We start from the raw sequence: 23,971 nt of genomic DNA, 5'->3' as shown, positions 1-23,971 counted from the left end.
CGCTAGGCTGGTGGCCCCATGCAGCCGAGTGCCTGTCCCTACTGCCAGACGACGATGCGCAACACCTACGCCCGGGGCCTGACGCGGGACGAGTGTGGTGCGTGCGGAGCCGGCTGGTTCGACGCGGAGCTGCTGGGCAAGGTCGTCACCGGCCCGGTGATGGACGCCGTCTTCGAGCAGGCGAAGGGCAAGCCCGGACGGTGCAGGGGCTGTGAAGCGTCGCTCCAGTACGTCCCCGGCTGTCCTTCTTGCGGAAGCCGGGCGCCCACGTGCCCCGGGTGTGGCGGCGCGCCCCTGCCGGCGGTGGAGCTGAAGGGGCTGCCGGTGGACGTCTGCGGCAAGTGCCGGGGCGTGGCGATGGGCCGCGAAGAGGTGGCCCGGCTCCAGCAGCCGACGGCGCCGCAACCCCGTCCGCCGGAAGAGCCCGCGCCGGAGATCCAGGCCGCTGACTTCGAGCATGAGTACGTCCCCGCGCCCCCGAGCATGAGCCTGCGGCCCAGGGTGATGCTGGGCGACGAGCCGGCGTGCACGACCTGTGGGCGACGGTTGGAGCCGCGCTACGGGTTCGTCTGGGAGGAGCGGCTGTTCTGCGGAAGCTGCGCCCCGGAGGGCTCCGTGCCCTACTCCGACGAGCTGACGAAGGCGCGCCCCAGCGAGTCCTCCGGCCGCCGGGCGCAGTACCTGAACACCGGCGCCACCGAGTCCGCCGTGGTGTGGTTGCTGTCGAAGCTCTTCAAGTAGCCCCGCGCAGGCTGGGCGTGACAGCCTGTCATCCCGCCATTCACGAAGCCTGACAAGGCGTCCGCCCAAGGGCTGAGCCGGAGCCGCCCCCCGTCGTGCGCGCGGGCGCCAGGGCCCCTGGCCCTCGTCTTGCTCAAGCCTCCCGCGCTTCGCCAGGGAGGCTTTCGTGACCATTGGAATGCGCAGGTCCGTACAGGGCGGCTTTGCCTTGCTTCTGTCTTCGTGTGCGCTGACCACGGCGCTCATCGTGAATCAGGTGTTCGGCGGACTCCTGATGACAACGATTCAGGACAGGGACCTCACGGCACCCGCACGCTTGAGCATGTCGTCCGGGCCCCTGCTGGATGCCCCCCTCCTTGCGCGGCTCACCGGCGTGTCCCTGCCTGAGGAGGATTCTCCGCCCCCAGGGAAGGTGGAACCGACAGGCCCTGAGATTCCGAGGAGCACGTTGCCGCTGCGGCTGCTCGGGACGCTGGTGGCGCAGGACCCGCGTTGGTCCATGGCCTCCATCCAGGAGCTGTCAGGGAGTGTCGCGCGGAGCCTCATGGTCAGTGATGCGCTCCCGGGCGCCCGGGTCTTCGCCATCGAACGGGAGCGCATCCTGCTCGTCGTCGATGGGCGGCTCGAATACATCGACGGCGCTTCCCTTCCAGGCGCGACGCCCACGCCGGTGAACATCCATGCCGGCGCCGCGACGCCGGGGAGCTCCACCCTGGGCAAGGGCATCCGTGCCACGGGCGAGCACTCCCTGGTCATCCCCCGCGAGGACGTCACCGAAGCGCTCACGCACTTGAATGAACTGGCGATGGAGGCCCGCGTGGTCCCCGCCTTCAAGGAGGGCCGCCCCGTGGGCTTCAAGCTGTTCTCCATCAAGGACGGTTCGCTCTACTCGCGACTGGGGATGCGCAACGGAGACGTGCTCCAGCGCATCAACGGGCTGAACCTGGACGGCCCGGACAAGGCCCTGGAAGCCTTCACGCGCCTGCGGGATGCCCGGCGCATCGAGCTTCAGATTGAACGCGGTGGCGCGCCGGTCCAGAAGACCTTCGACGTCCAGTAGCCCAAGCCGCCCCGGCCATGTCCCCAGGTCCCTGGAGCCGGCGCTCAGCCCTGCGCCGCCACCAGCTTCTCCTGCGCCACTTCCCACCGGGCATAGAGGTCTTCCAGCTCCTCCTTGCCCGCGCGGTGCGCGTCCATCAGCGGCTTGGCCCGGGCGAAGTCGTTGTAGAGCACCGGATCCGCGAGCTGCCCCTCGCGCTCCTTCTGCTCGGCCTCCACCTTCGCGATGCGCTCCTCCAGCTTCGCGATCTCCTTCTTGATGGGGCCCTCCACCACGGAGCGGCGCTGGCGCGCTTCCGCCTCCAGCCGCTTGCGCTCCTTCTCCGACACCGCCGCCGCGCCCGCCCCCGTGCCCTTGCCGCTGGACGCGCTGGTCTCCGCGCCCTCCGCCGCCAGCCGCTGCTGCTCCTGGTGGTAGAGGTATTCGTCCAGGTTGCCCGGGTGCGACGTGAGCTTCCCGTCCGCCACCTCCCAGACGTGCGTGCACAGGTTGTTGATGAAGCTGCGGTTGTGGCTCACGAACAACAGCGTGCCGCCATACAGCTTCAGCGCTTCAATCAGCATCTCCGACGAGTCCAGGTCCAGGTGGTTCGTCGGCTCGTCCATCAGCAGGAAGTTGGACGGCACCAGCAGCAGCTTCGCCAGGGCCACGCGGGCGCGCTCGCCACCGCTCAGCACGCCGATGGGCTTCTCCACGTCGTCGCCGCTGAAGAGGAACGCGCCCAGGACGCCGCGCAGGTAGCTCTCCGGCTTGTCCGCCGCCAGCGGCCGCACCTCTTCGATGATGGTGTTGCTCCGGTCCAGCTTGTCCGCGTGGTGCTGCGCGTAATAGCCCACCACCACGTTGTGCCCCACCGTCACCTTGCCGGTGTCCGGGGCCAGCTCCCCCGCGACCATCTTCAAGAGCGTCGTCTTGCCCGCACCGTTGGCCCCGACGACGGCGATGCGCTGCCCCCGCTCCAGCCGCGCGTTCAGCCCGTCGTACACGGTGAGCGCGCCGTAGCGCTTGGTGATGTCCTCCATCAGCACCACGTCCCGGCCGCTGCGGTCCACCTCCGGGAAGCGGAACTTCATCGTCTGCCGCTCTTCCAGGAGCTGCACCTTCTCCAGCTTGGCCAGCATCTTCGCGCGGCTCTGCGCCTGCTTCGCCTTGGTGGCCTTGGCGCCGAACCGGTCGATGAAGCCCTGCAGCTCCGCGCGGCGCTGCTCCACCTTCTCCGCCTTCGCCTGGAGCAGCACCATCTCCTCGGCGCGCAGGCGCTTGTAGTCCTCGTAGTTGCCCGTGTACTCGCGCACCCCCTCCATCTCCAGCGACACCACCCGGTTGATCTGCCGGTTGAGGAAGTCGCGGTCGTGGGAGATGAGCACCATCGCCTTGTTCGAGCGGCGCAGGAACCCGTCGAACCAGGCCAGCGTCGGCACGTCCAGGTGGTTCGTCGGCTCGTCCAGCAGCAGCAGGTCCGGGTCCTGGAGCAGCAGGCCCGCGAGCGCCGCCCGCATCCGCCAGCCGCCCGACAGGGCCTGCGTCGGCTTGGACAGGTCCGCGTCCCGGAAGCCCAGGCCCTTCAGGATGCGCTCGGCGTGGTGCCGGCCGTAGCGGTTCTCGAAGTCGTCCAGCTCCGCGTGGAGGTCCGCCAGCGTCTGGGCCAGCTCCAGCTGCTCCTCCTCGTCCGTGGCGGCCCCCAGGGCCCCTTCGGTGTCCCGCAGGCGCGACTCCAGCGAGTCCCGGCCGGGCACGGTGCTCATCACCGCCTCCACCACCGTGCCCTCGGGCAACCCCGCGATTTCCTGGGGAAGATAGCCCGCCCGGGCCCGGCGGCTGTACTGAATGGTGCCCCCATCCGGCTGGCTCGCCTTGGCGATGATCTTCATCAGGGAGGACTTCCCCGTGCCGTTCGCGCCCACCAGTCCCACCCGGTCCCGGGGGCCGAGTGTGAAGTTGTCCTCATCGAAGAGGACCTTCTTTCCGTAGGCGAGGCTGATGTCCTGGGCGATGACGAGGCTCATGGCGGGGCGGAGATAACAGCCGGGAGGCCCTTCGGGAACGCCTCAGATGCCTGCCTGACTGCCCAGGGGGCACATCTGCCGGGTTGGGCATGGCGCGGGGCTTGCCTATACTCCCGCCACCCATGGCCGCCCCCTGCCCCCACTGCGGAAGTACCGATGGTCAAGATCACCTGTGCGCGGCGCAGAGCCTCCAGCTCCTGGGCCAGGTCCTGGATGGCCGCTACAAGATTGAGAGCGTGCTCGGCCAGGGAGGCATGGGCATGGTGTTCCGCGCCACCCAGACCTCCGTGCAGCGCCCGGTGGCGGTGAAGACGCTCAACCCGTCGCTCGCCGCCGCGCCCCAGTTCTTCGAGCGCTTCCGCCGCGAGGCGGAGATCGCCAGCCGCCTGCGCCACCCGAACGTCATCACCATCTTCGACTTCGGCCGCGCCGCGGACGGCACCTGCTACTACGTGATGGAGCTCCTCAAGGGCGAAAGCCTCAAGGAGCTGGTCAAGCGCGAGGGGCCCATGACCCTGCGCCGGGCCGTCAATCTCCTTGAGCAGGCCACGCTGGGCCTGGCGCACGCGCACGACGAGGGCTGCGTCCACCGCGACCTCAAGCCGCACAACATCATGGTCCAGGCGCTCGACGGGAAGGACTTCGTCAAGGTGCTGGACTTCGGCCTCGTGAAGGCGCTGGAGCAGGACGAGGAGGAGCAGCTCACCTCCACGGGCCAGGTGCTGGGCACCCCCCAGTACATGCCGCCCGAGCAGGCCGGCGGCGAGTCCGTGGACCAGCGCTCCGACCTCTACTCCATGGCGGGCGTGCTGTACTTCTGCCTCACGGGCAGCTCTCCCTACGGCGCCAACACGGTGCGCAAGGCGCTCACCGCCGCGCTCACCCAGCCCGTGCCCCCGGTGAACACCAAGCGCCAGGGCGCGCCCGTGCCCGAAGCGCTGGACGCGTTCTTCGCCAAGGCGCTCTCCGCGGAGAAGGAAGACCGCTACCAGAACGCGCAGGAGTTCATCGACGCGCTCATCGACTCCGTGGAGGGCCTGTCCCCGGAGGAACTGGACGCGCACCCCACCGGCGGCGCCCCCGGGGCAGACCGGGGCACCGGCAGCCGCAGCCGTCCGGGCGCGGGTTCCAACAGCCGCGCGGGTTCGGGCAGCCGCCTGGGCTCCGGCAGCCGCGCAGGCCGTGCCCCGGGGCCGGCGGGCACCGGCACCAGCGCGAGGTCCGCCTCCCGCGTGGGCATGGCCCCGCCCCGGGGCTCCACGTCGGCGGGTGGGGCGCAGCCGGCCGCGCCCCGTCCGAACACGAGCACGGGCAATCCGCCCCTCTCCCAGGCCAACCGCCGGCCCCCCGCCGCCCGAGCGGAGCCCGTCGAGCCGCCGCCGCCCCAGGGCATGTCCGCCGGCAAGAAGGTGGCGCTCATCGCCGTGCCGCTGGTGCTCCTGAGCGCGGGCGTGGCGCTGGTCATGGCGCGCGGAGGCGGAGAGGCCCCTACCCCGCCCCCGGCGACGATGGCGCCTCCGAGGACGGTGGCCACGCCCCCTCCCACGCAAGTGCGGAACGACGCGCCCACCCCGGCGCCCCTGCCGCAGGACGTGACGGTGGAGTTCATCTCCACGCCTGCCGGCGCGGCCATCTACGACGGGGACGCCCAGATCGGGACGACGCCCACGAAGCTGATGCTGCCGCGCTCGCGGATGTCCGTGCTGCGCTTCAAGCTCGCGGGGCACCAGGACGTGGAGCGCAGGCTCGACTACAGCCGGAGCGCGGACTCGACGGTGCAGCCCGTGGAGGTGCGCCTGGAGCCGGTGCGCGTCGCGGCGCCCCGCCCGTCGAAGCCGTCGAAGCCCTCCGGTGGAAGCTCCGACCCCGGCATCGGCGTCTTCGAGTAGGGCACAGGTCCGCTTCCCGCTCCCGGCACGAATTGAAGCCCGGCAACCTCATGGGGTTGCCGGGCTTCTTCTCATTCCGAAGGAGCTGTTGATGGATGAGGAGCGCTGTCCCTCGCCTCGGTCCCGCTGCCACATGGCGAGCGGCCGCCCTCCGTGCATTCGACGTTCCGGCTCGGGAGCGCCACGAAGCCGGGGCAACCTCAGGCTGGCTGAGCCTCCACGGAGGGCTTTTCTTCGCGCGCAAAGTCAGCTTGTTTGCGTCCGTGCGTCGGGGGAGGCCGGCTTCCGTGCGCCATACCGTTTCAATGGGGGATTCGCTTTGTACCGACTGTTCTCACTCGCTGTGCTGCTGTGCGTCGCCTGTGGCGACAAGACCGACCCGCCCACGGACACCCAGGGCCCGGCCACCCTCGTCGTCCACTCGAACTGGTGGGACTTCGTCGACGACCTCGGTGAGATGCAGGGCATCACCGTCCTCCTGGGGGACGGCAGCCGTCACAGTCAGCCGTTGGGTCGTGACGGCATCGCGCGGTTCCACGACCCCACCATCACCGGCCCGCAGGACATCACGGTCGTGATGGTGGGCACGAACAAGGTGGTGGCCAGCACGACGCTGGCGGTCGAGGGAACGGAGGTGTGGATCCGCTCGGATCTTGCTCACCTGACTTCCCTCCCGTCCACCCGGCAGGCCACCCTCTCCGGCCGTGTCACGGGCCAGGACAGCACCCCGACGCAGGTGCGCGTGGTGGGCCAGGGCTTCAATGGCGTCACCACCGTGGCGACGGATGGAACCTTCAGCCTCGATGTGCGGGGCGACACCTCCGGTCAGGTGGCGCTGCTCGCCATCCGTGAGCACGGGCCGGCCATGGCCGTGGGGATGCTGCGGGACATCCCCGTGGGCGAAGGCCGGAGCGTCAACGGCCTGGTCATCCCCCTGGACCACCCGGTGAACGAGCGGCGGCGTGTGGTGGTAACGAACGTCGGGTCCAATCCATCCATGCATGCGGTCTCCGCGGCCTTCATGCTCGGGTCGGAGTTCCTCTTCTCCACGAGCACCGCGGGCCTCATGCCCTTCAATGTCCCGGCCATGGCCCGGACGTCGCCCTTCGACACCGTGGAGGCCCGGGTGTCCGCGCTGGCGGGCCACAGTGAGTGGCTCCACTCGGGGCTGTTGACCGCGAGCACGCCGATGGTCCACGACGGCGTCACGTCCCTGGCCCTGCCCTCGCCCATGCGGCTCACCTCGCCCAGCCCGGGCACGGAGTACGCGCCCGGCTCCGAACGACGCTCCGGGCTGACGCTGAGCTGGACGGCAGACCCCGCCGCCCACGTCGTGACGGTGCAACTGACGCCCCATCCGGACGAGCCGGGGCTCTCCTGGTACGTCACCGCCCCCGCCTCCGTCAGCAGCTTCACCCCCTTCCCCCTGCCCGCGAAGGTGGTGTCCTCACCGCGAGAACCGAGGGCGGGCCGCTACTCCGTGCTGTGGTCCTCGCGCTTTTTGGGCACGGGCCTGGGCTACCCGGAGCTCTTCAAGGAGTCCCCGGCCTTGAACACCCCGGATGCCTGGAGAACGAACACGTACGGCAGCGTCATCCTCCGGGACTGACGCGCGCGCCGCGCTTTGGTTCCGCGCGCTGGCGCCACGGTGCCTGCGCGCTCCTTCGAGCCCTCCAGGTGGGCCGGGAGTGCTACACCCGTCCCTCATGGCCCGGCCCCCTCCCAGAGCCTCGCGCTGTCCCTACTGCAACGCGCCATTCGCGCCCCGGCCCGGGAAGACGCACTACACCTGCGGCTACTGCGGCGAGGAGTTCGACCTGGGGGGCCCGGGGCAGCCGCCGGACCCGCCGCGCCCGCCCACCCCGGCGAAGTCCGCCCAGCCGCCAATCGTCATGGCCGCCGCCCTGGGCGTCATGCTCATGATGGGCCTGTTGGCGGGCCTGCTCATGGTGGGATCCGACCCCGAGCCCGAACCCGAACCCGAGCCGGCCCCCTACGTTCCCCCGCCGCGGGTGGTGACGTCCCAGCCCCCACCCCCGCCCGTCCCCCCACCCGCGCCCCCGCCGGAGCGCGTGCAGTGGATGGAGCGCGACGCGCCGGTGTTCGTGGATGTGAATGGGGACGGCACGGACGACATCGTCGGGCACGTGCGCCGCTTCGGTGGCGCCAACAACACGGACCTCATCGCCGCGTTCGACGGCAAGACGTTCCAGAAGCTCTGGGAGAGCCTGCCCTCGGAGGGACCGGACGCATCGAGCCGCACGAAGGTCATCGCCCAGAACGGCATGCTGGTGTCGAGCGAGCAACGCGCGGTGAACCTGCTGGAGCTGGCGACGGGGAAGCGGCTGGGGCAGGTGTCGCTGTCGGACTCACCGCGCCGGCTGTGCATCCCGCCGGGGGACACGCACTCGGTCTGGGTGGAGGTCATCAACCACAAGCACCTGCTCTTCGACACGCGCACGGCCACCGCGAAGCCCGCGCTCCGGGCCCCGCCCGGCTGCGCCACCCCGCCGCTGAGCCCCGAGACGTGCGACATGAGCCGCCCTCCGGAGCACCCCACGCGCTGCGTGCGCTCCAGCTATCCGCCCTCCGACATCCGCGGCTTCTCCACGCGCTACCTCTTCCGTTCGCAGGGCTACACCCTGTCCATGGGCACGCGGTGGCCGGGCACCCAGGTGCCCCTGGTGGCGGTGTACGAGCCCGGCAACAGGAAGCCCCTGTGGCACGGCGTCGTCGCGGACAAGGACCCGCTGCTGCTGCGCGACACCCCGCCCAGGGTGGGGGAAATCACCCGCGACGCCGTCTACATCCTCTATGAGATGGACAACGACGGAGCGCGGCTCATCCGGCGCGACCTGCGCACCGGCGCCATCGCCTGGGACGTGCCGCTGCCCCACAAAACGGTGGGCATGGGGCCTTCGGCCCTCTGGGTCCATGGAGGCCGGGTGTACCTGCCGAACTGGATGTGGCTGGACGTGTTCGACGCGGCGACGGGAAAGCTGGAGGGCACGATCGGCACGCGCTGAGGCGCGGTGGACGGCGAGCAGGACGGCACCCGCGACAGCGCCAGGGGGAGCACCGCGCGCAGCCCCACCAACACCCGGAGCACGCGCAGGAACCGGGCGCGGCGGGACATGGACTCTCGACTTCCTGCGAAACAGAACAACCAGTCAATAACTGTATTCCACCCTTGGGGTGGGTTAGGGGGAGCGCCTCAAACATGCCCACGGGCACGGAGGAATTCATGAAGCGGAGCAACACGCTGCTGGGTCTTGGACTGGGATTGGCGCTGCTGGGCAGCGCTCCGGCGGTCGCGGGGGGCAAATTCTCCTTCCCCGTCACCATCAACACCTCGGTGCGGTGGGCCTCGGGGCTGCTGTCGGAGGCCCGGAACTCGGCGGACTCCGTGCAGCGGATCACCATCACCATCAACGCCACGACGACCTCGGAGATCGGCATGGTGTTCTTCCAGGATGCGGCGGGCACCATGGCGATCTGCACCACCCAGAACCCCATCCTGCTCGCCGTCATGAAAACGGCGCGGAGCGACGCGGGCATCACCGCCCAGTGGGACGTGTCGGGGATATGCACGCACATCAACGTGGACAACAGCTCCACGTTCAGCCCCAAGCTCCCGTAACGGTCCATGCGCCCCACCATTGCAGGACGTCCGCTCCTCCCGCTGCTGCTCGCCCTGGTGACGGGGTGGGCCCTGGCACGCGCGGGTTCTTCCGGAAGCCCGGATGAGGAAGTCCTGCGGCGGCTGGAGCGACAGGAGGCACGGTGGGAGGCGCTCGCGCGCAGGCTGGAGGCTTTCGCGCCCCCGCCTGCCACCACGAGCGCCTGCGCCCCGACGGGCGCGGACCTCACGGCCGTCCGGGAGGACCTGCGACAGTTGCGAGAGGAGCTGCTGCGGGTCGTTCCCACGGCCACGGCGCCAACCCCCGAAACGAAGCCGTCGCCCCCCTCCTGGGAGAACAACGCCCGCTTCGCGGAGGCCCATCGCTGGGTGGAGGACCGCATGGCCACCGGGCGCTGGGGCGACGCGCAGCGAGCGGAACTCCACGCCTGGCGTGGGCAGCTGAAGGGCGAGCAGTACCAGGCGTTGCTCATGAAGCTGGTCGTCGAGGTCAACGCCCAGCGGCTGCGCGTCGAGACGACGCACGGCCCGCCGTTCTGAAAGCTACGACGCCACGGGAGCGCCGAACTCCGGAATCAGCTCGCCCGTGAGCCAGATGCCTTGGAGCACCTTGTCGTGCGCCAGCGCGCCCACCGGGCGGAAGGACATCAGCGCGTCGATGCCAAGCGCCTGGTAGCGCGCAAGCCCCGCGCGCATCTGGTCCTGCGTTGCGTGCCCACGATGAGCGAGTCCTGCGCGCTCAATACCCCCGGACCTCTTCGTCCGGCACGGCCTCGCCGGACATCACCCGCCCCAGGATGCGCTGCGCCGTCCTGCGCTCTCGTCTCGGCATCGTCGTGGACATCCTTCGGCCACCTCATCTCGGGTGTCCACAAAACCGGGGGACTCTCATTAACCCACCTGTCCACCAAGCCCGGGCAAGCTCACCGGCCCGGCCTTGACCCGCACCGCCCCTCTTCGCTGAAGGGACGTGGAATGAACTTCCGAACGTACAGCGCACTCCGCCAAGCCGTTCAAGCCGTTGCCATCGCTGTTGTCGTGGCTGGGTGCGCCACTTCTCACAAGGCGCCTGAAACTCAAGAGGCGCCTGAGACCTACGGTTGGGCGCCTGTACGCCCTCCCGCTGTGCCCGGAACGGGCCTCCCCACCCCCGGACAGCCAGGACAGGTCCGCCGCCAGCCCCTGCCAAGGAGCCCGCACAAGCGCGTGTTGCCGCCCAGCCTAGAGCCGGGCCTTTGGGCCGGAGATGCTCCTCGGGCCTCGAAGGAACCGGAGACGAACCCCACACCGGAGAAGTCCAGAGCGAACAAGAAGGAGCCGCCTGCCCCGGTGACGCCGGAGCGCCGCCGCCCAGACTGCGAGCCCACCCCAGTGCCGCACGCGGGCGAAGATCCCCCGCATAACGCGTGCGCCGATAGGTTTCCGCCGAACCGCTACCCCGGCAAAGACGTGCTCGTTGGCGGCAAGCGCTTTGATGCGCTGCAAGTCGGCGTGCGCGTGCTGTGGGAGATCAAGACCCATCGATTTGACACGTACAATGCCTTCATCCGGCGGATGACGATCCAGGAGGAATTGCCGTTGCTGCGGGAAGAACGGGACATCGCGGCGGCATGTGGATATGGCTTCGTCGTTGGGGTGAGCACCCAAGCGCACAAAGACGCTCTGCTTGCCGAGGATCAGTCCCTCAATATCGTCGTCACGGGATGCAAACGATGACCACCCAAAATTCCCTTGTCCTCATCGTCTACGCGCCAGCGCTCCTGGGTGACGACAGCCGCCCGCTCGCAGTCGTCCACGGAATCGAACGGGCGGTCCCCGGTGTGCGCTTGGAATGGGAGCTGACAAAGGCTGGGCGGCCCGTCGTGTTGACGCAACGCGATCGGTGGCTCGCTGAGGCGGCCTTGCGCGGGGACTTCCCGCTGCTGTGCAACGGCGACGAGAGCTACCCGGTGACGGTTAATGGGTTGCGGACATCCGGACTCCAAGCGCCGGGCGGCCAGCCGTTGCTCGACGTCCATGCAGAACTGCCGCTGGATGCGGTCGGCATCGCAGCAGCGGCGGATGTGCTGGAAGGCGTGGCGGAAGGCGCACGCGCGTTCTGGGGGTGTGCAACGCCGTACGCCGCTAAGGTGGACATCGCGTATCAGACAGCACCCACGCTGCAAGGGCCGCCGTCCCCACGCCGGGGGCTGCCTGCCCTGAAGCTCTTCAAGGATATCCGCGCGCCAGAGATTCCCTATTACCTCGGGTGGCTGAACTACTGGTCCGATGCTGCCGCTCGGGCTATCGGCTTCCCGGATCCCTCGCGTGACGCAGACTTGCTCTCTCGGGCGCGGCGCACCGAGAGGGGCGGGTGGATCGTTCGGCTTACAGATACGCCGCTCGATCTCGACAACCCCGCGCATCTGGATGCGCTCTTGCGCGCGTATGAGCGCTTCCCGGAGATTGGCGGGCGCGTATCTCCGCGCTGAGTCGCCGGGCCCGAGTTGGAGCGCTTCGAGGTGGCGCCACGGTGCCGAGCTGGAGCTGTCCGACGCGCGCGCCACGGTGCCGCGCTGGAGCTGTCCGACGTGGGCCACCTCGGGCCCGAGCGGGAGCTGTCCGCTCACGCGCCACGGTGCCGAGCTGGAGCTGTCGGGCGCGCGCACCACCCGGCCGAGGTGGAGCTGTCGGACGTACGCGCCACGGGCCGAGCTGGAGCTGTCGGACGCGCGCCACGGTGCCGAGCTGGAGCTGCCCGGCGCGCCCGAGCTGAGGCTGTCCGAACGGGCGCCACGCTGCCCGAGCTGGGCGCGGTGATGGTCGCTGCCCTAGAGCGCCCCAGAACTTCGGCCCGCACATCGAGCAGAAGTGGGCGGTCTTGGTACCTTCGGCGGGGAGGGTCAAATCGAGATATTGCTCGGCGGTGTCAGTGGACGACCGGCCGCGCGGGCGGAATTCGCTTGCCGCGCGGCGGCCGCAGCCGTGGTCACGCCCTCGTCGATCATTCGTCGTCCGGCCGGTCGGGCCTGCCGATAAGCGCGAAGCGCTTGTGCGAGGCGATCTCGTTCCAGAACTCGACTTCCATCGTCGACAACTCCGACATGATCTTTGAGCGGCTGCGGCCGAGGATGCCACCAAACAGCCCCAGAATCGTCTTGAGAATCTGGTCGAGCAATTCCAGAAGCGTGGATATCCAGCTGGGCCAGTTGAACATATCGCGGAGCCAGTTGATTATCTTCTTGATCTCATGCGAGATCGATTCGATCCAAGAGAAGATGCCGTCGCCGAACAGGCCCTTGGCAGCCACCTTCTTGAAAGCCACCTGCCCGCTTCGCGCGAGAGTGGTAGCCGCCTGCATCTGCATGAACTCGTCAACGTCCCGGCGAAGCTCGACATTGGCGCGATCGTATTGGGCGCGCGTGTACTGGACGAGCTTGCCAAGCTGCTCTTTTGCCGCGCTGCCATGGGCCATGATGAGCGGCGCGTCATCATGATCGCCGATGGACGTCGTGATAATATCCAAGGTAGAGGAGAGAAACCCCTCGGATTCCCTTAGAAATTCTTCCAGGGCGCCTTGACCGGCGCCAGAGTTCTTAGTCTCGGCCATAATCAGTCCCCCCTACGATGATTCGGCCCATGGTTACACCGGCCAATTTGGGGGAGTCAATCATCCTAACAAGCCCTGCGGGGTACGTAATATGTCCGGCGCCGCTAATCGGGCTCCCTCAAGTGTCATGGGCCGCCCTATCGGATCTGAGGTATCCCCTCATCTGAGTCAGATGAGCCCGAAGGCTTGTTGAAAGACGTGGTGCTCTCGCAGCAACTGGTTGAATCGCTCCACCAGCGGCAGCAAGCGCGCGTCGCTCATTCTCGGCATGGCCATGAAGTAATAGGCGCCCTGCGTGAAGAGGGAGTGGGTGCGTTTCTTGGCGGTGTTGACCTTCAAATGCTTGTCGTAGTCGAGCGACTCGCCGGCCGCGCCCAGCAGCGCCTGGGCGAAGGCAGAGATGAGCAGCAGCTTGTCACGCCGCTCGGGCGTGCCGACGCGCACCTCCTTCAAGCCCATGCCGAACTTCAAGTCCTTCACATCGCGAAACGTCTCCTCCGTTGGGCCCTCCTGGTCAGCGAGACGCAGCGCCAGGCGCGGTGACCGCCTCTGCTGCGGTGCGCGCCATGCCTCCGACGACGAGGTGGTGAAAGGGCCGGATGACGTTGAAGTACACGGGCCCGGCCCAGTTCCGGTAGTGCACCAGCGTGACGACATGGAAGCGGCGCCGGGCCTCACCGCCCGGCGCCGGCTCCACGACGACCGCGAGGGTGGCCTCCAGGTGCTTGTCCGTCGCGGCCACCACCCAGACGTGTTCCTCCTCCGCGTGGCGCACGGTGAAGAACGAGGCCGCGCTGCCCGGGGCCATGGGGATGTCCTCCGGGCGCAGGTGCTGGGGCCGGGGCACGCCATGCTGACGCATCCCCAACAGCCGGACGAAGACACCTCGCACCCCATACAGGGCCGTCATCCACGCGGGCTGGTACGACATGAGCGCCGCGAGGAATTCGCGCAGCGTCGCTTCCGACTCCACCGTCTTCACGTCCACGTGGTCCGCGCCCTCCGCGAAGGGGCGCAGCGCCTCTGGCAGCGACGAAGGCGTCCGGGACTGGAAGAGCATGCCCAGCCCGATGGCGCAGTGAATCCCTCCCACGAGCATCAGCAACGTCTCTGTCGTCACTCGCATGCACGGCCCCAGTCCTGTCATCGGATACGCCACCGTATCCCGATACGGCACCGTATATCGCCGGGCCGCCAGGGATGCGCCCTGGACCTCCGGGAGGGCCTCCTCCAGACTGCGCTCGACGATGAGACGCACTACTTCCCGCCCGCCGGGGCCGTCGGCCTTCCGGAGCCTTGAGGACATCCGCAAGCGGCACCGGGGGCCGGGCCTGTCCGCCGAGGACTGGGCAGACGCGGCCCTCTGGAGCCTCGCGGAGGGCGTGGACGCCCTGTCCGTGGAGCGGCTGGCCCGGGGCCTGGGGGTGACGAAGGGCGGCTTCTACTGGCACTTCAATGACCGCGCGGACGTACTCCAGGCCGCGCTCGCGCGCTGGGAGCAGCTGGCGACCACGGAGTTCATCCAACGGCTGGAGGCCCTGCCAGAGCCAAGGCAGCGGCTGCACCAGTTGCTGGCGCTGACGTTCGACCTGGGCCCGCATGGCAGGATTGAGGTCGCCATCGTCGCGGGCGCCGCGGCGGACCCACGCATCCAGCCCGTCCTGGCGCGGGTGTCGCAGCGGCGCATTGACTACCTGGTGAAGCTGTACAGGGCGCTCGGGCTGCCGGCCCGCGAGGCACGCAACTGGTCCCTCCAGGCATATTCCACGTACGTGGGGCTCCTGCACCTCGTCATCGCCAGCCCGGAGATGCTGAGCACGAGCCGTGCTCGCGCGGGCTACATCCAGCACGTCGCGCGGACGCTGATCCCCGCGTGACGGGGCCCCGCCCCCCCCTGACCGTGCGCGTCACCATGCAGCCCCAGGCCTGCCCCACGGGCGGGGGGATAGGATGCCCCCATGCTCTCCGTCCTCTTCGCCTCACTCCTGGCCCAGGCTCCCGTGACGCTGCCGGAGCTGACCGAGCGGCACTGCAGCAGCTCGGGATGGTGCATCGTCCTCCCCGCACCGCTGTACCCGGGGCTCGTCGCCGCGCGGGGTGACGCGGTGGTCTCCAACAGCGCGCACTCCGGCGTGGTGGGCCTCTGGCGCGCGGGGGCCTGGCGGGACACGCTGGACACGGGCCTGGGACCGCTGCAGCGGCTCTCGCTGGCGGATGCGCCTGGAGGGGCGCAGCGGCTCTTGGCGTGTGACCGCGCGCGGTGTGTCCAGGCGACTCTGGACGCGGAGCGCATCGGGCCGCTGTCGCTCGTCCCGCAGTACGCGGAGCCCCCGGAGCCTCCCGAGCCCCCGGTGCGCTCGCCACGGCCCGGCGTGCGCTTCTTCGTGGAGGACTCAAAGCTGCTCGTCGAGCGCGGAGGGCAACGTCAGACGCCTCCCGCCCTGAAGGGGACGCGGTTCGCGAACGAGCTCGACCAGGTATTCGGCGGGGGACCCGGTGAGCCGCTGTGGATGTTCCGGACCCATGTCGCGCGACTCACGGTGACGGAGGCGCATCCCCTGGGAAGGCTCGACCGGTTCCCGAAGGAGACCTCCACGAATGGGATTCGCCTGCTGGGCAACCCGCACGAGCCCACCGCCCTCTCCACCGAGATGTTCATCCACACGCTGCGCCGCTTCGACGGGGAGCGTTGGCAGCCCCTCACGACCCACCTGGGCTCGGACGGCAAGGACCCGACCTCCGTGACGGCCGGCGATGGCTGTGCGCCCTGCTTCACAAGCCTCTGGAGGATACTCTGGCGCGCGCGCAGCGGCGTCTGGCGTCAGGTGGACCTGCCCTCTGAGCCTCCCGGCACGACGAGCATCCACCATCCCCAAAACGAGAGCATCGACGCGAGGGGCATGCCTGGCTTCAAGAGCCAGTACGGAGCGTACCGCCATGACGGCCGGAAGTGGCGACGGGTGGGCGAAGCGCCCGAGGCCGCGAAGGCCGCGCCCGTGGAGGCCCGACGGGATTGGCTGTGCAATGCCACGGGCTGTCTCCACGAGCGCGAGCCCCGGTGGAGTCCGGATGGCAAGGAGTGGCGGCCCCTGGACCTGCCTCCGGCGGAACCGGGAAAGGGAGACTGCGCTTACGCTCGCGCCGCGCTCTCCAATGGCGAGTTCATGCTCCTCGCCGGTCCCCTGCTCTTCCGAGGCATCCCTGGCAAAGGCTGGCACACCGAGCGGCTCCCGCTGGGCAATGCCTGCAACATCACCGAGGGCCCCTCGGCGCTCTACATTTCGGATTCGCTCCGCAAGTCGCTCCTGATCCAGCAGAAGGCGGCGGCGCCCCTCCCCGTCCCCGAAGACACCTGGGCCACGGTGTCCGGAGTGAAGGCGTCGGACGTGCTGCGCCTGCGCGAGCTGCCGGACTGGCGCGCACTGGAAGTGGCCACGCTCGCGCCCGGCACCCGCTGCGTGCGCGAAGTGCGCCGGCGCGCCGTCTCCGCTCGGGAGACCTGGTCCGAGGTGCAGACGCCAGAGGGAAGGCGCGGATGGGTGAACCGCCGCTACCTCGCCCCCGGTAGAGGCCCCTGCCCCACCGGAGGTTGAACGCGCCCATCTCCGAAGGGTCGGCGGATGTCTCCGGAAAGCTCTCACCGGCGCGCATTCAACACATCATCAGACAACTTCGGGCGCTTTCACGTTTGCTACGAGAATGGCCTCAGGAACAATCCGGACCTCCAGGGGAAAGTGGTCGTTCGTTTCGTCATTGGCCGTGATGGGGCAGTGGGTCAGGTTTCGAACGATGGCTCGGAGATGCCGGATCATGGGGTCGGTTTTCCAATGACGCTGATTGCTCTTTCGTGGGCTCGGCCAGTGCTATCGGGACACCGCTCACCCCGGCTGCTTCTCCAGGTACTGCCGCACTCCCGCGAAGGCGTTCGGCTGCGTATAGACGTCCCCGCGGCTGTTCAGGGCCGCGTCGCACAGCACCTGCGCCACCTCCTCCGCCGTCTGCGTCGCACCACCGATGGCGGCGAGCACCTCCACGGGCAGCTTCCCGCTGTCCCCCGTGCGCTGCCCCAGCGCGTTGCGTCCGAAGTCGGTGGCGATCCGGCCGGGATAGACGACGACCACGCGGAGCTCGGGGTGTGAACCCGCCAGCTCGATGCGGAACGCCTCCGAGAGCGACATCATGGCTGCCTTCGCCAAGGCGTAGGCAGCGCGCGGCGGCAGCGGGGTGCGGCCGAGCAGCGACGACACGTTCACGATCGCGCCCGTGCCTCGGGCCTGGAGGTGCGGCGTCACGACCTGCATGCCGTAGAGCACCGACTTCAGGTTGTCGCGGATCATCGCGTCGACGTCGTCGTCGGTGATTTCGAGCAGGGGGCGGCCGATGCCCCTCCCCACGTTGTTGATCCAGATGTCGACGCGACCGAACCTCGCCACGGCCTCTTCAAAGAGACGCTGCACGTCTTCGCGCTTCGTCACGTCAGCCACGACGCAGTGGGCCTTGTCCCCACAGCGCCTGGCCACTTCACCAAGAGGGCCGGCGCGACGCGCGGCCAGCACGACCGAGGCCCCACGTCGCGCGAGTTCCTCGGCGGTGGCAGCTCCAACGCCCCCACTCGCGCCGGTGACGACAACGACCTGGTCTGAATAGTCTCGTTTGCCCATGCGTTACCTCCGCCCCTTACGTACCTCCCGCCGCAGCCCTCCGATTGGAAGGACCGGACATTTCAGCGTCCCTTGCGCGCCGGCTTGAACGGCCACGGTGGACGCGTGAGAGTACGAGGGTGCCGCGCACGATGGACTCCACCGCCTTGACGTTCTCGCTCTCCCGCTTCATCGAAGACGTTCGCGTGGCCGTGCCGGTCGCTGGACACGCGCGTCACGAACGGCTGCCCGACGGGAGAACGACGCTTGTCTTTCGAGTGCTCGAAGAGGGCCGGAGGGGGGATGTGTGCGTCGCGGGTCCGCGAACGCAGGCGCTGTTCAAGAACGCCCCCGGCGTCGCGCGGGCGGTCATCGTTCAGTTCAAGCCGGGTTGGTCGGCGCCGCTCCTGGGCGTGGCAGCGAACGTGCTGACGGACCAGATCGTCCCGCTGGAAGACCTCTGGGGCCGTTCAGGCGGCGACCTCTGCCTCGAACTCCTCGCGGCGCGGAGGCTGCCGGAGATGATGGAGCGACTCTCCCACGCGATGGCGCTGCGGCCCCACCCGACCTTTGAACCGGCATCGGCACGGCTCGCTCGCCGCGCGGTCCGCTTGCTCGAAGGCGGCGAGGTTCGGGTGGAGAGCGTGGCGAAGCAATTGGGCGTCACGGCGCGGCATCTTCGCCGCGCCTTCGCGGAGAACGTCGGCATCGGGCCGAAGGACTTCGCGCGGACCGTTCGCCTGCAGCGCGCCGTACGGATGGCGGCGACCTCGAAGGACTGGGGGCGCATTGCCGTGGACGCGGGCTACTACGACCAGGCGCACCTCATCGCCGACTTCCGGGAGCTCGTCGGGCTCACACCGGGCGCCTTCCTGAAGCGCCCGGGCGCTCGGCCCGGCCCCGGCGATGCGGAGACCGGGCTCCACGCCGCCCCGGAGCCCTACCCCCATGCCCCGCAGTCCTTCACCACCACGGCGAAGAAGTCGGCCAGCGCCGCCAGTTCGCTGCGTTGCAGCTCGGCCGCCGGCACCACGCCGCCCACCGGGACGGGCAGGTCGCGCGTCGCCGTGGCCGCGGCCACCACCGTGTTGCGGTAGCCCAGGTCGACGGCCGCGCGCACCGTGGCCGAGACGCACATGTGGGTCATGAAGCCGGCGACGATCAGCTCCGTCCGCCCGGTCGCCTTGAGGCGCTCGTGCAGGTCGGTGCCGGCGAAGGAGTTGGGCAGGCCCTTGACCACCACCGCTTCGCCGTCCCTGGGCACCACGGCGGGGATGATGGCGCTCCCCGGCCCCTGCGGATTGAAGATGGGGCTGCCGGTGGGGCCGTGGTGCACGACGTGGAAGACCGGCGTACCGCGGCGCCGGGCCAGCTCGAGCAGGCGCGCCGTCTCCTCCACCGCGGCGTCGATGCCGACCAGCGGCAAATTGCCGGACGTGTACTCCACCTGGGCGTCGACGATGACGAGCGCCGCGCGGTCGAAGGGGGAGGGGTGGGCCGGCGCTCCGGCCATGGACAGCAGGGTGCGGGGAGGATTCATGAGGGGCTCCGGGGTGGTGGGTTGGCCTCTGGGTAACCCGTTCATCCGCGCGCAAGCCTTTGCTATTTTCGCGCAATGGTTGTGCAAAAACGGTCAGCGCCGCTGGACTGGGAGGACCTGCGCTTCTTCGTGGCGCTGGCGCGGGCAGGCAGCCTGTCGGCGGCGGCAAGGCAGCTGAAGGTCAGCCACGCCACGGTGGGCCGGCGCGTCGCGGCGCTGGAGGACACGCTGGGCCGTGCCCTGTTCGACCGCCGCGCGGACGGCTACGCGCTCACCGCCGAAGGGGCGGCGGTGCTGGAGCTGGCCGCGGGCATGGATGAGCGTGCGCTGGCCATCCTGCGCCGCGCGGGCCAGGAGTCAGGGCTGACGGGCACGGTGAGGCTGACCGCCGCGGAGACGCTGGCCGAGCGCTTCCTCATTCCGCGCCTCGCGGAGTTCCATCGCCGCCATCCCGGCATCGAGCTGGAGGTGTTGAGTGATCCGCGCTCACTCAGCCTCGCCAGGCGGGAGGCCGACGTGGCCGTCCGCCTCGCCCGGCCGCAGGCAGGCGAGCTGTTCACCCGCCGCCTCGCCGCCATGGCCTACGGCGTCTACGTGGCGCCGGGCGGCGACACGTCCGCCTGGGTCGGATACGACGATTCCTTCGCCCATCTGCCAGAAGCGCAGTGGCTGGCCCAGCACGCGGCGGGCGCACGCGTGGCGCTGCGCGCGAACGGGCTGGCGGCGCAGTTCGCGGCGGTGCGAGCGGGCTTCGGCAAGGCGGTGGTGCCACGCTGGTTCGCCGAGGAGGAAGGCGGCCTCATCGAAGTGCCGCCACCGGCCCCGCCGCCGGTGCGAGAGGCGTGGTTGGTGGTGCACCGGGACTTGAAGGACGTGCCGCGCGTGCGCGCCCTCATCGACGCCGTGGTCGCCGCGTTCGAAGCGGAGCAGGCGCGGCTCGGGGCCAGCGGCCCATGACGGTATGGGGTGGCCGCCACCTCCTTGAGTTCCTCCAGGCATCGCGCGCCGTGGCTACAGCACCTCCTCGAGGGCGCTCTTCCAGCTGTAGCTCCCGGCCTCCTTGCCCACGATGCTGCTCTTCGCCGGGTCAATGTGGATGGTCAGCACGCCCGCGTCGAGTGAGACCTTGGTTCCTTCCGTCGACAGTCGGCAGACCGTCCTGGTGAGGGCCTCCTTCACCGCCGCCTTGCCATCCACGGTGCCGCAGACCGTGACCAGGGTGCCCACGGCTTGCTCGCATGCGCTCTGGGTCCGGTCCTTCATCGGGTCGAAGGCGGGGTAGCTCGCCTTGTCGTAGCTGCTCTTCAAGGCCGACCCGCAGGCCTTGTTGACCGCGTCCTCCTTCACCTTCAGCTCCTTGTCGTAGGCGGCCCAGCCGTTCTTCTGGGCCACGGTGAGCCGTGCGGGCTTCGAGGAGGAATCGTCAGCGATGGCGAGCGAAGCAGACAGGCAGAGGCACAAGGACGAAATCCGGAACATGGAGGCTCCTGGCGGAAGCGGGCTGCGGCAGTGCGGCACGCCGTTCCTCCAGGGAAGGGCCCCAGGGAATTCTTTTGCATTCTTTCTTAAGGACCCGCTGGAGCAGCGTGGCCCTCCAGTCCCGGCGGCGACACGGAGGGCCCGCGGCGTGGAAGCTCCACCGTGAAGGTGGCTCCACGCCCCGCCTCGCTTTCGACCCGAACCGACCCGCCCAGCCTTTCGACGAGCTGGTTCACGATGTGGAGGCCCAAGCCCAACCCGCCATAGTGGCGCGACGACACCGCGCGCTCGAAGGCATGGAAGATCCGCACCTGTCGCTCCGCCGGGATTCCAATGCCCTGGTCCCTCACCTCCAAGCGGGCCGTCACGTCGTCGCCCTCGACCCGGATTTCAATGGGCCTGCCCTCGCCATACTTGATTGCGTTCGAGAGCAGGTTGGTGACGATCTGATCGAGCCGCGACCGGTCCCACACCCCCGGCATCGGGGTGTCGGCGCGAACCAGGAGCCGGGTGCTTGAGGTCGCCAGCTCGGGTGCGAAGCGCGCCGCGATGTCCCGGACCAGCGCGGCGAGATCCACCTCTTCGAGTTCGAGTTCGAGCCGTCCAGCATGGATGCGCGAGACGTCGAGCAGCGTGTTGACGAGCTTCGCCATCCGCTTCGCCTGGCGCTCGATGACTTCGAGCGAGTGGGTCACGGTCTCCACCGGCGCGGTCCGGAGCGCTCCCGTCCGGGTGAGGCGCATCAACCCCTGCACGGACAACTGGAGGGACGTGACCGGGGTCTTCAGCTCGTGGGAGGCGATGGAGAGGAACTCATCGCGAAGTCCAATCGCCATCTGGGCCTGTTGATAGAGGCGAGCGTTGTCCACGGCCATCGCCGCGCGGCGGGCCAGCTCCTGCGCGAGGGCGAACTCGGCCGGGCCGTAGCGACCACTGGCCTCCGACCGGGCCAGGGTGATGGCGCCGAGCGTGTGCCCCCGTGCGAGCAGCGGGACCGACATCCAGGACTCGAACTCGACCGCTCCCCTCCCCTCCTGGCCGCCTCGCATGCACCCCAGCGCCGCGGAGGGGCAGCCCTCCGGGAAGAACTCTGGCTCACCAAGGCGGAGCACCCTCCCCGGCCCATGCGCCGCGTCGAGGTCGGGGGGCGCGCAGAGGACCTTCCCTGGGGACACGGCGCGAAGCGCTTCGGAGCGGGCCTCGGTGATCCGCTGGAAGCAATGGTCCCGGTCCAGGAGATCGACCGTGCACCAGTCGGCGAACCGCTGGACGGTCAGCGCGGCCACGCTCCGCAGCGCGTCCTCGGGGGCGAGCGCGTCGGCGAGCAGACCGGAGGCCTCCGCCAGGAGCGCGGAGCGCGCCTCCTGCGCCTCGGCCCGGGCACGCGCCTGCTGCTCACGCTGGAAGGTCTGGTCGCGCTCCTGCTCGGCCCGCCGTTGCTCGGTGATGTCGATGCCGGTGCCGATGACGTACTCCACCGCTCCCGACTCGCCGCGCAGGGCGTTGCTGGACCAGGAGATGAGGCGGCGCTCCCCCTCCCGTGTCAGCCAATGGCCCTCGTACTGTTCGGGCCCCTGGCCCGTCGCGAGCACGGCGTAGCTCGCCTGGACCCGCTCCCTCTCTTCCGGAGGCTGGAGCCGCTCCCAGAAATGCGTGCAGCGGAGCTCCTCGAAGGAGTAGCCCGTCACCTCCTGGCACGCCCGGTTGAAGCGGACGATCCGTCCTTCCGGATCCAGGACGATCACCAGCGCGCGGGCCGTGTCCAGGATCGCCGAGCTGAAGTCTCGCTCGCGCTGGAGCTCCCGCTCCGTGCGCTGCCGGGCGGTGATGTCCCGGAAGTAGACGGCCCGCCCGTAGTGGACACCGTCCGCGCTCACCACCGGGGCGTTGTACTGGTCGAACACCCGGCCATCCTTGAGTCGAAGCTCGTCGTGTCCCGACGTGTTGACGTGCTCGAAGAAGGCGGCCGCGCGCGCCAGGAACCTGGCGGGCTCCTCCACGAGCTCCGAGATCGCATGGAGCAGGCGCGCGTGCGACGCGGATTGGATCTCCTCCTCCAGGCCCCACATCTCCACGAAGCGGCGGTTGTGGGTGAGGATCCTCCCGTCCGGGGAGGCGATCAGGATGCCCTCGACGGAGGCCTCACTCAGGGACTCAAACAGCGTCTTCTGCTGGTGGAGATCGCGCTCGCTGTCCAGGGTCCGCGCGAAGAGCTGACGGTGGATGAGCGCCGTGCGCAGGACGCCTCCAAGCCGCTCCACCATGCCGCGGTACTGCCGAGGCAGAAGCGGCTCGCGGTCGAAGTACAGCAGCAGCGTGCTGGAGACGTGCCCGGCCCCCGGCCCAAGGTCCACGATGGGAACGGACCAGCGCACGAGTCCCGGCAATGCCAGCTCCGGATAGGGCAGCTCCGGCGCGGAGGGACCCGGAATCGGGAGCTGGCGGGATGCGGTGGAGAGTCCGCTCGCGCCCTGTAGACGGACCCGGCCCTGCTCATCCGTCTGGAGCCAGAGGACGACCATGCACCCCAGTCGCTCCGCGACCCGGCTCAGGAATGAGTCGGCGGGCTTGTTGGGATTCAGCAGGTCGAGCGCCGCGACGGTGAGCTCCTGGAGCACGCTCAGCAGCGCGAGGCGCTCCTCGGTGAGCTTGTGGTCCGCGTCCGCGCAGTGCTCCTCCATGCCCCACCTCGTCCCCTCACGCCGGAAAGGCGAGCACCACCGCCGTTTTGTTGTGGAACTGGGGAACCCCGCCCCCCAGGGCCCCCACCTCCCCCAGGGTCAGACAGCCCACGACCGGGACGCCCTCCCCGAGCGCATCCTGGAATCTCAAGAGCTCGTCCCGGACCCCCTCGCCCAGGATGAGGTAGCGGGAGACGCAATCGAACACCACCGCGCCGCCCAGCGGGCCAGGGGTCCCCTTCCGGGCCATGGCGGCGGCGCCGGCCGCCGCGTCGAGCAGGTCCGCGCGCGCGCCCTCCATCACCCGGACCAGCGAGCCGTCCGGTATCTCCGCGACGTAGCGAATGGAGCCGTCGGGCTCGACGGAGATGGGGTCACGGATCACGAACTCTCCGCTGGCCTGGGGGATCCCCAGCGGGTGGGTCATCGCGAAGCTGGCGAAGTCCTGCATGTCCAGCGCGACGCCCCGGCTGGAGGCCGTGCGCCGGTAGACCTCGAACGCGCTCTCGTAGTCGAGTTCGATGGCGGTCGTGCCCCGGGCCTTCGTGACCTGGGTCGGAGGGCCATAAGGATACCAGCCGTGCTGTATCCCGACGCCGATCGGCTCCTGGACATCAAAGGCAATCACCACCACCTGGTCCCGGTAGGCCTGCCCTCGCGTGAACTGGGCCGTCTTGACGAACCGGAGGTTGCTCCCCGCGCCGCC

The 23,971-nt window shown here is 69.4% G+C and carries 22 protein-coding genes and 2 pseudogenes; 14 read left to right on the top strand and 10 right to left on the bottom strand.

Going from position 1 to position 23,971, the window contains the following annotated elements:
• The first annotated feature begins 18 nt into the window (after positions 1 to 18).
• On the top strand, positions 19 to 741 hold the full coding sequence (locus tag OV207_RS19605; RefSeq protein WP_193429968.1) for a zf-TFIIB domain-containing protein: 723 nt from the start codon (positions 19 to 21) through the stop codon (positions 739 to 741).
• Between the two features lie 178 nt (positions 742 to 919).
• A complete protein-coding gene (gene gspC, locus OV207_RS19600; protein ID WP_324291546.1) occupies positions 920 to 1,801 on the top strand; it encodes a type II secretion system protein GspC in 882 nt (293 codons plus the stop codon).
• 44 nt (positions 1,802 to 1,845) lie between these two features.
• On the opposite strand, the gene OV207_RS19595 is transcribed toward gspC, so the two are convergent.
• Positions 1,846 to 3,807 carry an ABC-F family ATP-binding cassette domain-containing protein gene (locus OV207_RS19595; protein WP_267556670.1) on the bottom strand — a complete coding sequence of 654 codons (1,962 nt, stop codon included), beginning with the start codon at positions 3,805 to 3,807 and terminating at the stop codon, positions 1,846 to 1,848.
• A gap of 122 nt (positions 3,808 to 3,929) precedes the next feature.
• On the opposite strand from OV207_RS19595, the gene OV207_RS19590 reads away from it, so the two are divergent.
• The 5 genes from OV207_RS19590 (at position 3,930) to OV207_RS19570 (ending at position 9,876) form a co-directional block, all read left to right on the top strand.
• Positions 3,930 to 5,696: a serine/threonine protein kinase gene (locus tag OV207_RS19590; protein ID WP_267556669.1), complete on the top strand. Its 1,767-nt coding sequence runs from the start codon at positions 3,930 to 3,932 to the stop codon at positions 5,694 to 5,696.
• A gap of 319 nt (positions 5,697 to 6,015) precedes the next feature.
• A complete protein-coding gene (locus tag OV207_RS19585) occupies positions 6,016 to 7,305 on the top strand; it encodes a hypothetical protein (RefSeq protein WP_267556668.1) in 1,290 nt (429 codons plus the stop codon).
• Between the two features lie 79 nt (positions 7,306 to 7,384).
• Positions 7,385 to 8,722, top strand: a complete 1,338-nt coding sequence (locus OV207_RS19580; protein WP_267556667.1) for a YncE family protein — start codon at positions 7,385 to 7,387, stop codon at positions 8,720 to 8,722.
• Between the two features lie 218 nt (positions 8,723 to 8,940).
• Entirely contained in the window at positions 8,941 to 9,336 is a 396-nt protein-coding gene (locus tag OV207_RS19575; RefSeq protein WP_267556666.1) for a hypothetical protein, read from the top strand.
• Between the two features lie 6 nt (positions 9,337 to 9,342).
• Entirely contained in the window at positions 9,343 to 9,876 is a 534-nt protein-coding gene (locus OV207_RS19570) for a hypothetical protein (protein WP_267556665.1), read from the top strand.
• 3 nt (positions 9,877 to 9,879) lie between these two features.
• On the opposite strand, the gene OV207_RS19565 is transcribed toward OV207_RS19570, so the two are convergent.
• Positions 9,880 to 10,032, bottom strand: a complete 153-nt coding sequence (locus OV207_RS19565; protein ID WP_267556664.1) for a hypothetical protein — start codon at positions 10,030 to 10,032, stop codon at positions 9,880 to 9,882.
• A gap of 633 nt (positions 10,033 to 10,665) precedes the next feature.
• Between OV207_RS19565 and OV207_RS37815 the strand changes: the two genes are divergently transcribed.
• Both OV207_RS37815 and OV207_RS19555 read left to right on the top strand, forming a co-directional pair.
• Positions 10,666 to 11,052 carry a DUF6310 domain-containing protein gene (locus OV207_RS37815; RefSeq protein ID WP_420715242.1) on the top strand — a complete coding sequence of 129 codons (387 nt, stop codon included), beginning with the start codon at positions 10,666 to 10,668 and terminating at the stop codon, positions 11,050 to 11,052.
• The gene (locus OV207_RS19555) at positions 11,049 to 11,807 is read left to right on the top strand and encodes a DUF5953 family protein (protein WP_267556662.1); all 759 of its coding nucleotides are present in this window, start codon (positions 11,049 to 11,051) and stop codon (positions 11,805 to 11,807) included. Before OV207_RS37815 ends, OV207_RS19555 begins: the two co-directional genes overlap by 4 nt.
• Positions 11,808 to 12,319: 512 nt before the next feature.
• Here OV207_RS19555 and OV207_RS19550 read toward each other — a convergent pair.
• From OV207_RS19550 to OV207_RS19540, 3 genes are all read right to left on the bottom strand, one after another.
• Positions 12,320 to 12,925 (bottom strand): hypothetical protein, encoded by a 606-nt coding sequence (locus tag OV207_RS19550; protein WP_267556661.1) that lies wholly within the window; start codon positions 12,923 to 12,925, stop codon positions 12,320 to 12,322.
• A gap of 168 nt (positions 12,926 to 13,093) precedes the next feature.
• The gene (locus OV207_RS19545) at positions 13,094 to 13,405 is read right to left on the bottom strand and encodes a hypothetical protein (protein WP_267556660.1); all 312 of its coding nucleotides are present in this window, start codon (positions 13,403 to 13,405) and stop codon (positions 13,094 to 13,096) included.
• Between the two features lie 34 nt (positions 13,406 to 13,439).
• Complete coding sequence (locus OV207_RS19540) at positions 13,440 to 14,051, bottom strand: DUF2867 domain-containing protein (RefSeq protein ID WP_267556659.1); 612 nt, start codon at positions 14,049 to 14,051, stop codon at positions 13,440 to 13,442.
• Positions 14,052 to 14,172: 121 nt separating this feature from the next.
• Here OV207_RS19540 and OV207_RS19535 point away from each other — a divergent pair, with 121 nt between their 5' ends.
• The 3 genes and pseudogenes from OV207_RS19535 to OV207_RS19525 all read left to right on the top strand — a co-directional run.
• Positions 14,173 to 14,802 carry a TetR/AcrR family transcriptional regulator gene (locus OV207_RS19535; protein ID WP_267556658.1) on the top strand — a complete coding sequence of 210 codons (630 nt, stop codon included), beginning with the start codon at positions 14,173 to 14,175 and terminating at the stop codon, positions 14,800 to 14,802.
• An 81-nt stretch (positions 14,803 to 14,883) separates the two neighbouring features.
• On the top strand, positions 14,884 to 16,518 hold the full coding sequence (locus OV207_RS19530; RefSeq protein ID WP_267556657.1) for an SH3 domain-containing protein: 1,635 nt from the start codon (positions 14,884 to 14,886) through the stop codon (positions 16,516 to 16,518).
• Positions 16,519 to 16,545: 27 nt separating this feature from the next.
• Positions 16,546 to 16,737, top strand: a pseudogene (locus OV207_RS19525) (AgmX/PglI C-terminal domain-containing protein); the annotation flags it as partial.
• Between the two features lie 66 nt (positions 16,738 to 16,803).
• Here OV207_RS19525 and OV207_RS19520 read toward each other — a convergent pair.
• Positions 16,804 to 17,586, bottom strand: a complete 783-nt coding sequence (locus OV207_RS19520) for an SDR family oxidoreductase (RefSeq protein ID WP_267556656.1) — start codon at positions 17,584 to 17,586, stop codon at positions 16,804 to 16,806.
• Positions 17,587 to 17,717: 131 nt separating this feature from the next.
• Between OV207_RS19520 and OV207_RS19515 the strand changes: the two genes are divergently transcribed.
• The gene (locus tag OV207_RS19515; protein WP_267556655.1) at positions 17,718 to 18,662 is read left to right on the top strand and encodes a helix-turn-helix domain-containing protein; all 945 of its coding nucleotides are present in this window, start codon (positions 17,718 to 17,720) and stop codon (positions 18,660 to 18,662) included.
• Here OV207_RS19515 and OV207_RS19510 read toward each other — a convergent pair.
• Positions 18,593 to 19,078 (bottom strand): annotated as a pseudogene (locus tag OV207_RS19510) (cysteine hydrolase family protein); the annotation flags it as partial. The gene OV207_RS19515 and the pseudogene OV207_RS19510 overlap by 70 nt on opposite strands.
• A 102-nt stretch (positions 19,079 to 19,180) precedes the next feature.
• On the opposite strand from OV207_RS19510, the gene OV207_RS19505 reads away from it, so the two are divergent.
• Positions 19,181 to 20,062, top strand: a complete 882-nt coding sequence (locus OV207_RS19505; protein WP_267556654.1) for a LysR family transcriptional regulator — start codon at positions 19,181 to 19,183, stop codon at positions 20,060 to 20,062.
• Between the two features lie 54 nt (positions 20,063 to 20,116).
• Here the strand turns inward: OV207_RS19505 and OV207_RS19500 are convergent, their stop codons facing one another.
• The 3 genes from OV207_RS19500 to OV207_RS19490 all read right to left on the bottom strand — a co-directional run.
• The gene (locus OV207_RS19500) at positions 20,117 to 20,584 is read right to left on the bottom strand and encodes a hypothetical protein (RefSeq protein WP_267556653.1); all 468 of its coding nucleotides are present in this window, start codon (positions 20,582 to 20,584) and stop codon (positions 20,117 to 20,119) included.
• 86 nt (positions 20,585 to 20,670) lie between these two features.
• The gene (locus OV207_RS19495) at positions 20,671 to 23,265 is read right to left on the bottom strand and encodes an ATP-binding protein (protein WP_267556652.1); all 2,595 of its coding nucleotides are present in this window, start codon (positions 23,263 to 23,265) and stop codon (positions 20,671 to 20,673) included.
• Positions 23,266 to 23,281: 16 nt separating this feature from the next.
• A partial coding sequence (locus tag OV207_RS19490; RefSeq protein WP_267556651.1) for an FIST signal transduction protein occupies positions 23,282 to 23,971 on the bottom strand: 690 nt, incomplete at its 5' end.

Source organism: Corallococcus sp. BB11-1 (genome assembly GCF_026626625.1).
GTDB lineage: Bacteria > Myxococcota > Myxococcia > Myxococcales > Myxococcaceae > Corallococcus > Corallococcus soli.
The sequence above is the reverse complement of the archived record's forward strand: the minus strand, read 5'-3'. Positions and strand labels throughout refer to the sequence as shown.

Coding starts and splice junctions, on each gene's coding strand:
- OV207_RS19550 (WP_267556661.1), bottom strand. CDS start 12,925: ATGGCCGAGACTAAGAACTCTGGCGCCGGTCAAGGCGCCCTGGAAGAA.
- OV207_RS19535 (WP_267556658.1), top strand. CDS start 14,173: ATGAGACGCACTACTTCCCGCCCGCCGGGGCCGTCGGCCTTCCGGAGC.
- OV207_RS19495 (WP_267556652.1), bottom strand. CDS start 23,265: ATGGAGGAGCACTGCGCGGACGCGGACCACAAGCTCACCGAGGAGCGC.
- OV207_RS19575 (WP_267556666.1), top strand. CDS start 8,941: ATGAAGCGGAGCAACACGCTGCTGGGTCTTGGACTGGGATTGGCGCTG.
- OV207_RS19530 (WP_267556657.1), top strand. CDS start 14,884: ATGCTCTCCGTCCTCTTCGCCTCACTCCTGGCCCAGGCTCCCGTGACG.
- OV207_RS19570 (WP_267556665.1), top strand. CDS start 9,343: ATGCGCCCCACCATTGCAGGACGTCCGCTCCTCCCGCTGCTGCTCGCC.
- OV207_RS19605 (WP_193429968.1), top strand. CDS start 19: ATGCAGCCGAGTGCCTGTCCCTACTGCCAGACGACGATGCGCAACACC.
- gspC (WP_324291546.1), top strand. CDS start 920: ATGCGCAGGTCCGTACAGGGCGGCTTTGCCTTGCTTCTGTCTTCGTGT.
- OV207_RS19515 (WP_267556655.1), top strand. CDS start 17,718: ATGGACTCCACCGCCTTGACGTTCTCGCTCTCCCGCTTCATCGAAGAC.
- OV207_RS19565 (WP_267556664.1), bottom strand. CDS start 10,032: ATGCGCGCGGGGCTTGCGCGCTACCAGGCGCTTGGCATCGACGCGCTG.
- OV207_RS19540 (WP_267556659.1), bottom strand. CDS start 14,051: ATGCGAGTGACGACAGAGACGTTGCTGATGCTCGTGGGAGGGATTCAC.
- OV207_RS19520 (WP_267556656.1), bottom strand. CDS start 17,586: ATGGGCAAACGAGACTATTCAGACCAGGTCGTTGTCGTCACCGGCGCG.
- OV207_RS19590 (WP_267556669.1), top strand. CDS start 3,930: ATGGCCGCCCCCTGCCCCCACTGCGGAAGTACCGATGGTCAAGATCAC.
- OV207_RS19595 (WP_267556670.1), bottom strand. CDS start 3,807: ATGAGCCTCGTCATCGCCCAGGACATCAGCCTCGCCTACGGAAAGAAG.
- OV207_RS19505 (WP_267556654.1), top strand. CDS start 19,181: ATGGTTGTGCAAAAACGGTCAGCGCCGCTGGACTGGGAGGACCTGCGC.
- OV207_RS19500 (WP_267556653.1), bottom strand. CDS start 20,584: ATGTTCCGGATTTCGTCCTTGTGCCTCTGCCTGTCTGCTTCGCTCGCC.
- OV207_RS19555 (WP_267556662.1), top strand. CDS start 11,049: ATGACCACCCAAAATTCCCTTGTCCTCATCGTCTACGCGCCAGCGCTC.